The sequence below is a fragment of the Streptomyces sp. NPDC012794 genome (assembly GCF_042901085.1).
Taxonomy (GTDB): domain Bacteria; phylum Actinomycetota; class Actinomycetes; order Streptomycetales; family Streptomycetaceae; genus Streptomyces.
In genome coordinates this window covers 475,578-486,662 of sequence record NZ_JBIBCI010000004.1, presented here as the reverse complement: position 1 = coordinate 486,662, position 11,085 = coordinate 475,578, and the positions used below count along the sequence as shown (strand labels likewise).

Genomic DNA, 11,085 nt, shown 5'->3' with positions numbered 1-11,085 from the left:
TGCTCGAGGAATGGGCCTACCTACGGCCCTACACCTCCAACGACGAACGGACAGCGGCCCTGGCAGACTTCCTCCACACCTACAACCACCACCGCAGCCACACCGCACTGGGCGGCATGCCACCCATCAGCCGCGTGAACAACGCTGCGGGTCAATACACCTAGCCCGCCGCGGGCTCCCGGCGCCAGTCCGCCGCCAGGGCGGGGCCGATCTGGTCGAGGTAGGCCCCGGTCATCCGCCGGATCGCGGACACGCTGGTGTCCTCGCCCTGACCCCAGAGCCGGCCGGTGACCCGCATCACCCCGCAGAACGCGGCCACCGCCACCCGGGGCCGCGGGTCCGCCTCCAGGTCGAGCCCCTCGCGGGCGGCGATCAGCCGGGCGATCTCCTCCTCCAGCTCCGTGGAGCGCCGCAGGTGCACGGCGAGGAGGGCCGGAGTGGACTCGATCAGCTGGTAGCCGCGCATGTAGAGGTCGATGGGCACCACGTCGGAGATGGCCTCCTCGACGGTGTCCCAGGCGGCGAGCACCGCGTTGCGCATGGCCTCCAGCGGGGCCTCGGAGGCCGGCCGGGCCCGTAGCGCGGCGACGAAGTGGGACTCGACCAGGTCCTGGACCGCGAACGCGACCTCCTCCTTGTTGGCGAAGTAGCGGAAGAAGGTGCGCTGGGAGACCTCGACGGCGTCGGTGATCTCGTCGACCGTGGTCCGCTCGTAGCCCTGGGAGAGGAACAGGAGCAGGGCGGCGCGCAGCAGCGCGTCCCGGGTGCGCCGCTTCTTGCGCTCGCGCAGTCCGGCCGCCGGGGCGGGCCGCTGGTCGGTCATCGCCGCGGGGTCCTCTCTGTTCACGGGTGGGACGTCCCTGGGTGGGGCGTGGTTCATGGGGGCGTGTCGATCTGACGCTGAGTAAGCGGTCAGGGTACCTGTGACCGACCTGACAGCTACTGTCGCGTTAAGCTGTTTGTGAAGTGTCAGTCGCTGTCATTAGCCTGATCGCATGACTAGTCAGATCACGCTCGCCAAGGAACCAGGCCCGGCTCCGGCACGTGCCGGACTGCGCGGTCACCCGTGGCTGACCCTCTTCGCCGTGGCGGTCGGGGTCATGATGGTCACCCTCGACGGCACGATCGTCGCCGTCGCCAACCCCGCCATCCAGCAGGACCTCGGCGCCAGCCTGGCCCAGGTCCAGTGGATCACCAACGGTTACCTGCTGGCCCTCGCGGTCTCCCTGATCACCGCCGGCAAGCTCGGCGACCGCTTCGGACACCGGCAGACCTTCCTCATCGGCATCGCCGGCTTCGCCCTCTCCTCGGCGGCCATCGGCCTGTCCACCGGCGTCGGGCTCGTCATCGGCTTCCGCGTCGCGCAGGGCCTCTTCGGCGCCCTGCTGATGCCCGCCGCCCTCGGCCTGCTGCGCGCCACCTTCCCCGCCGAGAAGCTCAACATGGCCATCGGCATCTGGGGCATGGTCATCGGCGCCTCGACCGCCGCCGGCCCCATCGTCGGCGGCCTCCTCGTCGAACACGTCAGCTGGCAGTCCGTCTTCTTCGTCAACGTGCCGGTCGGTGTCGTCGCGCTGCTCCTCGGCCTGTTCATCCTGCTCGACCACCGCGCCGAGAACGCCCCGCGCTCCTTCGACCTGCCGGGCATCGTGCTCCTGTCGGCCGCGATGTTCTCCCTGATCTGGGCGCTGATCAAGGCCGCCGAATGGGGCTGGGGCGACACCAAGACCCTGCTCTTCCTCGGCGCTTCCGTGCTGTGCTTCGTGCTCTTCGCCGTCTGGGAGACCAAGGTCTCCGAGCCGCTGATCCCGCTCGGCATGTTCCGCTCGCTCCCGCTGTCCGCCGGCACCGTGCTGATGGTGCTGATGGCCTTCGCGTTCATGGGCGGCCTGTTCTTCGTCACCTTCTACCTGCAGAACGTGCACGGCATGAGCCCGGTCGACAGCGGCCTGCACCTGCTGCCCCTCACCGGCATGATGATCGTCGGCTCGCCGCTGGCCGGCGCCGCCATCACCAAGGTGGGCCCGCGGGTCCCGCTCGTCGCCGGCATGGCCGCCACCGCCGCCGCCTGCTTCGGGATGGCCCGGCTCACCCCGGACACCGGCACGCTCACCATGTCGCTCTGGTTCGCCCTCCTCGGCCTCGGCCTCGCGCCCGTCATGGTCGGCGCCACCGAGGTCATCGTCGGCAACGCGCCGCTGGAGCTGTCCGGTGTCGCGGGCGGCCTCCAGCAGGCCGCCATGCAGGTCGGCGGAAGCCTCGGCACCGCCGTGCTCGGAGCGGTCATGGCGGCCAAGGTCAGTGACACTTTCGGGGACAACTGGCAGGGCGCCGGGCTGCCCCCGCTCACCCCCGAACAGCTCGACCAGGCCGGCAAGGGGGTCCAGGTCGGCCTCGCCCCGGTCCCGCCCGGCACCCCCGAGGCGGTGGCGCGGACCATCGCCGGCGTCGCGCACGACACCTTCGTGTCCGGCATGAGCACGGCCTTCACCTGCGCCGGGATCGTCGCCGTCCTCGCCGCGATCGTGGCCTGCTTCACCAAGCGCGGGCAGAACGCCGAGGCCGCAGCGGGCGGCGCGGCCCACATCTGAGCAGCCCGCGAACGCGTTACGGACAGGTCAACCCCGCGCCCGCCACAGCCCCGCCGGACGGTTCCGGCGGGGCTGTCGCCTATCCGGGTGGACCCGCCCGCAGCCCCTTCCGCACCACCGTCTGCGCAGGTCAGCGTGGTGTCGACGGAGCACCGGAAACGGTCCGGGGCCCGTCCGTCAAGGAGGAGTTGACCCCGTCATGCGTACGTGGAGCACCGCTCGATCCACCACCCTCGCCGCCGTCCTGCTGGCCGCCGCCACCCTCGTCCCGGGCACCGCCACCGGCGCCCACGCCGCCGGGCCGCCCTGTGCCACCGGGCAGCTGTGCCTGTGGGCGAAACCGGACTTCAAGGGCACCAAGCAGGTCCACGACCTGAGCACCCTCGACATCAACAGCTGCACCGCCCTGCCCGCGGGGCCCGCCTACCAGTCCCTGATCAACCGGACCGGGCGCCCCGTGACCATCTACCAGTCGGCCGAGTGCGCCGAGACGGGGGAGTTCCAGACCTATCCGGGCGACGGGACCTGGCTGCCCCAGTCCGCCTTCCAGATCAAGGCGTTCAAGATCTGGGAACGGTAGCGCCCGCCGGCTCCTCGCGGACGGACCTGGCAGCGGCCGGGGCGGGCACCGCGCCCGGGCCGCCGCCCAGCAGCGCGACCTCGGCGCGCAGTGCCCGTACCTCCGCCTGGAGCTCCAGGACCGCGGCCAGCTGGAGCCGCTCCACCTGGTCGTCCCTTTCGAAGCGGGCGATGAACCAGGCGGCGATGTTGGCGGTCACCACACCGAGCAGGGCGATCCCCGACAGCATCAGCCCGACCGCCAGCACCCGGCCCAGACCCGTGGTGGGGGAGTGGTCCCCGTACCCGACCGTGGTCATCGTGGTGAACGACCACCACACCGCGTCGCCCAGGTTCCTGATGTTCCCGTCGGGGGCGTCGCGCTCCACGCTCAGCACCGCGAGCGAGCCGAACATCAGCAGCCCCACCACGGCCCCGGCCACGTACGTGGTCAGCCGGATCTGCGGCGCCATCCGCGCCCGCCGCCCCACCAGCATCAGGGTGGCCACCAGCCGCAGCAGGCGCAGCGGCTGCACCAGCGGCAGCACCACCGCGGCCAGGTCCAGCCAGTGCGTGCGCACGAAGTGCAGCCGGTCCCGCGCGAGGCCCAGCCGCACGAGGTAGTCGACGGCGAAGGCCCCCCAGACCACCCACTCCGCGTACGCGCACGCCCGGTGCACGGACGGCTCCGCGTCCGGGGCGACGATCGGCACGGCGTACGCCACGGCGAAGGCCACGGCGAGGAGGAGCAGCGGGGTCTGGCTCCGCCGCTCCCACAGCAGCTGGCGGGAGGTTTCCTTCATGCGCAGCATCGTAGGGAACGGGCCGGCGCGGGTGCCCGCCGGATCCACGGCGGGGAGCAGCCGGTCCGGACGGGACACGGGAGAGCCCCGCCCGGCATCCGGACGGGGCTCACCCGGCGGGCCCCCGGTTCGGCGGCCCGCCGCAGGCGTCAGGCGTCGCCGCCGGCCGCGCCCGGGTCGGCGGCCGTCACGTCCAGCAGCTGGTACCGGTCGACGGCCTGCTTCAGCACCGAACGGTCGACCTTGCCCTCACGGGCCAGCTCGGTGAGCGTCGCCAGCACCACCGACTGGGCGTCGATGTGGAAGAAGCGCCGCGCCGCGCCACGCGTGTCGGCGAAGCCGAAGCCGTCCGCGCCGAGCGACGTGTACGTCCCCGGCACCCAGCGCGAGATCTGGTCCGGCACCGCGCGCATCCAGTCCGAGACCGCCACGAACGGCCCCTCCGCGCCCGACAGCTTCCGCGTCACGTACGGAACGCGCTGCTCCTCCTCCGGGTGGAGCAGGTTGTGCTCCTCCGCCTCGACGGCGTCGCGCCGCAGCTCGTTCCAGGAGGTCGCCGACCAGACGTCCGCCCGCACGTTCCACTCGGCGGCCAGGATCCGCTGGGCCTCCAGCGCCCACGGCACCGCCACGCCCGAGGCCATGATCTGCGCGCCGACCGCGCCCGAGGTGCCCTGCGAGACCCGGTGGAGGCCCTTGAGGATGCCGTCCACGTCGACGTCCGCCGGCTCGGCCGGGTGCTGGATCGGCTCGTTGTAGACCGTCAGGTAGTAGAAGACGTCCTCGGCGTCGGGCCCGTACATCCGCCGCAGACCGTCCCTGACGATGTGCGCGATCTCGTACCCGTAGGCCGGGTCGTACGCGACGCAGCCCGGGTTCGTCGACGCCAGCAGCAGGGAGTGGCCGTCGGCGTGCTGGAGGCCCTCACCCGTCAGGGTGGTCCGGCCGGCGGTCGCGCCCAGGACGAAACCGCGCGCCAGCTGGTCGGCCATCTGCCAGAACTGGTCACCGGTGCGCTGGAAACCGAACATCGAGTAGAAGACGTAGACCGGGATCAGCGGCTCGCCGTGCGTCGCGTACGCCGAGCCCGCGGCGATCAGCGAGGCCGTGCAGCCCGCCTCCGAGATGCCGTCGTGCAGCATCTGGCCGGTCGGGGACTCCTTGTAGGCGAGCAGCAGGTCGCGGTCGACCGCCTCGTACTGCTGGCCCAGCGGGTTGTAGATCTTGGCGCTCGGGAAGAAGGCGTCCATGCCGAAGGTGCGGTACTCGTCGGGCGCGATCAGCACGAAGCGCTTGCCGATCTCCTTGTCCCGCATCAGGTCCTTCAGGATGCGGACGAAGGCCATCGTGGTGGCGATCGACTGCTGCCCCGAGCCCTTCTTGGCCGCCGCGTACGCCTTCTCGTCCGGCAGCTGCAGCGGCTTGGCGCGCACCACCCGGGTCGGCACGTAGCCGCCCAGGGCGCTGCGCTGGTCGTGCATGTACTGGATCTCGGGCGAATTGCGGCCCGGGTGGTAGTACGGCGGGGCGCCGTTCTCCAGCTGGGCGTCCGTGATCGGGATGTGCAGGCGGTCGCGGAAGCGCTTGAGGTCGTCGACCGTCAGCTTCTTCATCTGGTGCGTGGCGTTGCGGCCCTCGAAGTTCGGGCCCAGCGTCCAGCCCTTGACCGTCTGCGCCAGGATGACCGTCGGCTGGCCCTTGTGGGCCTTGGCCGCCGCGTAGGCGGCGTACACCTTCTTGTGGTCGTGGCCGCCGCGGCCCAGGTGCTGGATCTGCTGGTCGGTCATGTTCTCGACCATCGCGCGCAGCCGCTGGTCCCCGCCGAAGAAGTGCTCGCGGATGTACGCGCCCGACTCGGTGGCGTACGTCTGGAACTGCCCGTCGGGAGTGGAGTTCATCTTGTTGACCAGGATGCCGTCGCGGTCCTGCGCCAGCAGCGGGTCCCAGGAGCGGTCCCAGATCAGCTTGATGACGTTCCAGCCGGCACCGCGGAAGATCGACTCCAGCTCCTGGATGATCTTCCCGTTGCCGCGCACCGGGCCGTCGAGGCGCTGGAGGTTGCAGTTGACGACGAAGGTCAGGTTGTCGAGGCCCTCACGGGCCGCGATCGACAACTGGCCCAGCGACTCCGGCTCGTCCATCTCGCCGTCGCCGAGGTACGCCCAAACGTGGGACTTGGAGGTGTCCGCGATCCCGCGCGCCTCCATGTACCGGTTCATCCGGGCCTGGTAGATCGCCCCCAGCGGGCCGAGGCCCATCGAGACGGTCGGGAACTCCCAGAAGTCCGGCATCAGCCGCGGGTGCGGGTAGCTGGACAGGCCGTGCGGAGCCTTCGACTTCTCCTGCCGGAACGCGTCGAGCTGCTGCTCGGAGAGCCGGTCCAGGAGGTAGGCGCGGGCATAGATGCCCGGGGAGGCATGGCCCTGGAAGAAGATCTGGTCGCCGCCGTCGCCCTCGTCCTTGCCCCGGAAGAAGTGGTTGAAGCCCACGTCGTAGAGGGAGGCGGAGGAGGCGAAGGTGGCGATGTGGCCGCCGACGCCGATCCCGGGGCGCTGGGCGCGCGAGACCATGACCGCGGCGTTCCAGCGGGTGGCGTTGAGGACCTTGCGCTCGATCTCCTCGTTGCCGGGGAAGAACGGCTCGTCCTTGGTGGCGATGGTGTTGACGTAGTCCGTGCTGCGCATCTCCGGCACGGCCACGCGCTTCTCACGGGCACGCTCGATGAGCCGCAGCATCAGGTAGCGGGCGCGCTCGCGGCCCCGCTCGTCGACGGCGGCGTCCAGGGAGTCGAGCCACTCCTGCGTCTCCTCCGGATCGAAGTCCGGGACCTGGCTCGGAAGACCGCCAATGATGATCGGGTTGCGATCGGATGCGGAAGCCACGCTGTTCCTTCGCTGTCGGGGGAGTCGTGCCTTGGGTCGCCGCCTCCCATGGTCTTACGCCCGGCCGAAATCTTCACCTCTACCACTGGGTAACACCTGGAGCGGCGAAGGAGCGGCCCGGCGGGCCCTGGGCGGAGCCGGGCCAAATCGCAACCATACGCCCAGGCCGATCACCGGGTTCGCAAAGACGTTCGCCCTTCAAACAGAGAGGAAAGTCCTCATGCGGTGCCGAATGAGCTGGAATGGTGTGGGATGAATCACCGGTGGTCCACCGGGGAAGCCTGAAAGTTGCGGCGAGACGGCCGCAATCGTCACCGTTTCGACGGTCTCCGCGGCCGGGTACTTGCGCGATCCGCCGCGCCCGTGTGGACTACGCCCAATGCTGCGCGTACGCGCGCCGCCGAAAGACATTCACCGAACATGAGCAGGAGGCACCCCGTGAGCGCGACCGCGGACCACGCGGAGAGCCTGGCCGCCCGGCTGGGTTTCCAGTCCGAACAGGTGGTCCAGGAGATCGGCTACGACGAGGACGTCGATCAGGAATTCCGTGACGCCGTCGAGAGTCTCGTCAGCGAGCTCGCCGACGAGGACTACGACGACGTCGCCGACGCGGTGCTGTTGTGGTTCCGCGACGAGGACGGCGATCTGACGGACGCCCTGGTCGACGCGACCGAGCTGGTCGAGGACGGCGCACTGATCCTGCTGCTGACCCCCAAGACGGGCCGTGACGGCTACGTCGAGGCCAGCGACATCAGCGAGGCCGCCGAGACGGCCGGCCTCTCGCTTGCCAAGGGCGGGCCCATCGGCAAGGAGTGGACCTCCACCAAGCTGGTGACGCCGAAAGCCGCCAAGGCCAAGCGCTGATCTGCGCCCCGCAGCCAAGCGGAAGAGCACACCCCGCCGACCGGGAGCACCCCGGCCGGCGGGGTGTGCGCGTTCCGGCGGGGTCGTGCGCGGCACCTCCGGCGCGTCGGCCCGGCGTGGTCCGCGGCGACGGGCCGTAGGCTGGGCCTCACCCGAACGGCCCCGTGCGGGGACGCAGGAATACGAAGGGATGCGAGAGATGGCGATCGAGGTCGGACACAAGGCCCCGGACTTCGAGCTCAAGGACAATCACGGCGCCACCGTGCGGCTCTCCGACTTCCGCGGCGAGAAGGCCGTGGTGCTGCTCTTCTACCCCTTCGCCTTCACCGGCGTCTGCACGGGCGAGCTGTGCGAGCTGCGCGACCAGCTGCCCCGTTTCCAGAACGACGACGTGCAGCTGCTCGCCGTCTCCAACGACTCGGTCCCCACCCTGCGCGTCTTCGCGGAGCAGGAGGGCCTGGACTACCCGCTGCTGTCCGACTTCTGGCCGCACGGCGAGACCTCCCGCGCCTATGGCGTCTTCGACGAGGACAAGGGCTGCGCGGTCCGCGGCACCTTCGTCATCGACAAGGACGGCATCGTGCGCTGGACCGTCGTCAACGGGCTGCCCGACGCGCGCGACCTGAACGAGTACATCAAGGCCCTCGACAGCCTCTGACGGCTCCCGCACCGGAACCGGCCCGGCGGCCGGTTCCGTACGAAAACCGCCTGCGGGCGGGAACCCGTCACTAGGATCGGAACGTTGATCCGGTAGAACGCACGACGGGGCCCCGCCCCACACACATACCAATGGAGGACCCGTGGGAGTCAGCCTCAGCAAGGGCGGCAACGTCTCGCTGACCAAGGCCGCGCCTAACCTGACGGCGGTCATCGTCGGTCTGGGCTGGGACGCTCGCACCACCACCGGTGTCGACTTCGACCTCGACGCCAGCGCGATCCTGACCAACGACCAGGGCAAGGTCGCCAACGACTCGAACTTCGTGTTCTTCAACAACCTGAAGAGCCCGGACGGGTCCGTCGAGCACACCGGTGACAACACCACCGGTGAGGGAGAGGGCGACGACGAGGCCATCAAGGTCAACCTCGCCGGCGTCCCGGCCGATGTCGCCAAGATCGTCTTCCCCGTCTCGATCTACGAGGCCGAGAGCCGCCAGCAGAGCTTCGGCCAGGTCCGCAACGCCTACATCCGCGTCGTGAACCAGGCCGACAACACCGAGCTCGCCCGCTACGACCTCTCCGAGGACGCCTCGACCGAGACCGCCATGGTCTTCGGCGAGCTGTACCGCAACGGCGCCGAGTGGAAGTTCCGCGCCATCGGCCAGGGCTACGCCTCGGGCCTGCGCGGCATCGCGCAGGACTTCGGCGTCAACGTCTGAGCCGAAATCGAGAGCAAGTTCGTCCGTCCGGCGCCGTGCACCTCTGTGTACGGCGCCGGACCGGCTTTGCCACCATGAGCGGGTGGCTCGGCCACCACCACCACGTCGTACGGGGAGGACACATCATGGGCGTCACACTCGCCAAGGGGGGCAACGTCTCCCTCTCCAAGGCCGCACCGAACCTCACCCGGGTTCTGATCGGTCTCGGATGGGACGCGCGCTCGACCACGGGGGCGGACTTCGACCTCGACGCCAGCGCACTGCTGTGCAACAGCGGCCGGGTGCTGGGGGACGAGTACTTTGTCTTCTACAACAACCTCAAGAGCCCCGAGGGCTCCGTCGAACACACCGGGGACAACCTCACCGGCGAGGGTGACGGCGACGACGAGTCGATCATCATCGACCTCACGAAGGTGCCCGCCCAGGTCGACAAGATCGTCTTCCCGGTCTCGATCCACGAGGCGGACGCCCGCCGCCAGAGCTTCGGCCAGGTGAGCAACGCCTTCATCCGCGTGGTGAACATGGCCGACGACCAGGAACTGGCCCGCTACGACCTGACCGAGGACGCCTCCAGCGAGACGGCGATGATCTTCGGCGAGGTCTACCGTTACGGCGGAGAATGGAAGTTCCGCGCGGTAGGACAGGGGTACGCGTCGGGGCTGCGGGGCATCGCTCTAGACTTCGGGGTCAACGTTTCGTAAAGCCGTACAACACGATGGGGTGCCAGTGGTTCTCAAAACCTTCGGCTGGTCGTTCGCAGTCACTGCGCTCGGTCTGGTCGCAGCGGTGTTCTACGGGGGGTGGACCGCTTTTGGGATCGTGGCGATCCTGTCGATCCTCGAGATCTCGCTGTCTTTCGACAACGCGGTGGTCAACGCCGGAATCCTGAAGAAGATGAATGCCTTCTGGCAGAAGATCTTCCTCACCATCGGCGTCCTCATCGCCGTGTTCGGCATGCGCCTGGTCTTCCCCGTGGTCATCGTGGCGATCAGCGCCAAGGTCGGCCCCATCGAGGCCGTCGATCTGGCGATGACCGACAAGGACATGTACAAGCAGCTGGTCACGGACGCCCACCCGTCCATCGCCGCCTTCGGCGGCATGTTCCTGCTGATGATCTTCCTCGACTTCATCTTCGAGGACCGTGACATCAAGTGGCTCGCCTGGATCGAGCGCCCGCTCGCCAAGCTGGGCAGGATCGACATGCTGTCCGCGTGCATCGCGCTGATCGTCCTGGTCATCACCTCGATGACCTTCGCCGCCAACGCCCACCAGCACGGCGGCACCCATGTGGACAAGGCGCAGACGGTCCTGATCTCCGGAGTCCTCGGCCTGATCACGTACATGGTCGTCGGCGGTCTCTCCGGATACTTCGAGAACAAGCTCGAGGAAGAGGAAGAGGCCGAGCACGAGGCGGAGGAAGCGGCCAAGAAGAGCGGCAAGCCCGTCTCGGCCGTCGCCATGGCCGGCAAGGCCGCGTTCTTCATGTTCCTCTACCTCGAGGTCCTCGACGCCTCCTTCTCCTTCGACGGCGTCATCGGCGCCTTCGCCATCACCAACGACATCGTGCTCATGGCCCTCGGCCTCGGCATCGGTGCCATGTACGTCCGGTCGCTCACGGTCTACCTGGTCCGCCAGGGCACCCTCGACGACTACGTCTACCTGGAGCACGGCGCGCACTACGCGATCGGCGCCCTCGCCGTGATCCTGCTCGTCACCATCCAGTACGAGATCCACGAGGTCATCACCGGCCTCGTCGGCGTCCTGCTCATCGCCTGGTCCTTCTGGTCCTCCGTACGCCGCAACAAGCGGCTGGCGGCCGAGGGCGGCGACAGCGCCGCGGAGGTCGGCGCCGGGGTGTGACCCGGCGCTGATTGCGGAACGCTTCCGGTAGCGACGGGGCGGGGGGGGGGGGGGCCCCGGCCCCCCCGCCCCCCCCCCCCCCGGGGGGCCCCCCCCCCCCCCGGGGGGGGGGGTGGGGGGGGGGGTGGGGGGGGGTGGGGGGGGGGGCCCC

General features: G+C 69.6%; 11 protein-coding genes. 8 read left to right on the top strand and 3 right to left on the bottom strand.

Annotated features, from left to right (window positions below; translation table 11 throughout):
- Positions 1 to 164 (top strand): integrase core domain-containing protein (locus tag ACFY7H_RS10835; RefSeq protein ID WP_388936251.1); only part of this gene is annotated, 164 nt, incomplete at its 5' end.
- On the opposite strand, the gene ACFY7H_RS10830 is transcribed toward ACFY7H_RS10835, so the two are convergent.
- Positions 161 to 823 carry a TetR/AcrR family transcriptional regulator gene (locus tag ACFY7H_RS10830; RefSeq protein ID WP_388936248.1) on the bottom strand — a complete coding sequence of 221 codons (663 nt, stop codon included), beginning with the start codon at positions 821 to 823 and terminating at the stop codon, positions 161 to 163. The genes ACFY7H_RS10835 and ACFY7H_RS10830 overlap by 4 nt on opposite strands.
- A gap of 172 nt (positions 824 to 995) precedes the next feature.
- On the opposite strand from ACFY7H_RS10830, the gene ACFY7H_RS10825 reads away from it, so the two are divergent.
- Both ACFY7H_RS10825 and ACFY7H_RS10820 read left to right on the top strand, forming a co-directional pair.
- On the top strand, positions 996 to 2,591 hold the full coding sequence (locus tag ACFY7H_RS10825; protein WP_388936161.1) for an MFS transporter: 1,596 nt from the start codon (positions 996 to 998) through the stop codon (positions 2,589 to 2,591).
- Positions 2,592 to 2,790: 199 nt separating this feature from the next.
- Positions 2,791 to 3,171, top strand: coding sequence for a peptidase inhibitor family I36 protein (locus ACFY7H_RS10820; protein ID WP_388936158.1), 381 nt, complete (start codon positions 2,791 to 2,793; stop codon positions 3,169 to 3,171).
- Here ACFY7H_RS10820 and ACFY7H_RS10815 read toward each other — a convergent pair.
- On the bottom strand, positions 3,152 to 3,952 hold the full coding sequence (locus tag ACFY7H_RS10815; protein WP_388936156.1) for a potassium channel family protein: 801 nt from the start codon (positions 3,950 to 3,952) through the stop codon (positions 3,152 to 3,154). The genes ACFY7H_RS10820 and ACFY7H_RS10815 overlap by 20 nt on opposite strands.
- A 149-nt stretch (positions 3,953 to 4,101) precedes the next feature.
- A complete protein-coding gene (gene aceE / locus ACFY7H_RS10810; protein ID WP_388936154.1) occupies positions 4,102 to 6,834 on the bottom strand; it encodes a pyruvate dehydrogenase (acetyl-transferring), homodimeric type in 2,733 nt (910 codons plus the stop codon).
- Positions 6,835 to 7,272: 438 nt separating this feature from the next.
- Here aceE and ACFY7H_RS10805 point away from each other — a divergent pair, with 438 nt between their 5' ends.
- From ACFY7H_RS10805 to ACFY7H_RS10785, 5 genes are all read left to right on the top strand, one after another.
- On the top strand, positions 7,273 to 7,698 hold the full coding sequence (locus ACFY7H_RS10805) for a DUF3052 domain-containing protein (RefSeq protein WP_388936151.1): 426 nt from the start codon (positions 7,273 to 7,275) through the stop codon (positions 7,696 to 7,698).
- Between the two features lie 199 nt (positions 7,699 to 7,897).
- Complete coding sequence (locus ACFY7H_RS10800; RefSeq protein WP_267036810.1) at positions 7,898 to 8,356, top strand: peroxiredoxin; 459 nt, start codon at positions 7,898 to 7,900, stop codon at positions 8,354 to 8,356.
- 142 nt (positions 8,357 to 8,498) lie between these two features.
- Positions 8,499 to 9,074, top strand: coding sequence for a TerD family protein (locus ACFY7H_RS10795; protein WP_249765901.1), 576 nt, complete (start codon positions 8,499 to 8,501; stop codon positions 9,072 to 9,074).
- Positions 9,075 to 9,199: 125 nt separating this feature from the next.
- Positions 9,200 to 9,775, top strand: coding sequence for a TerD family protein (locus ACFY7H_RS10790; protein WP_388936147.1), 576 nt, complete (start codon positions 9,200 to 9,202; stop codon positions 9,773 to 9,775).
- Positions 9,776 to 9,800: 25 nt separating this feature from the next.
- Positions 9,801 to 10,934 carry a DUF475 domain-containing protein gene (locus ACFY7H_RS10785; RefSeq protein WP_388936145.1) on the top strand — a complete coding sequence of 378 codons (1,134 nt, stop codon included), beginning with the start codon at positions 9,801 to 9,803 and terminating at the stop codon, positions 10,932 to 10,934.
- The last annotated feature ends 151 nt before the right edge of the window (positions 10,935 to 11,085 follow it).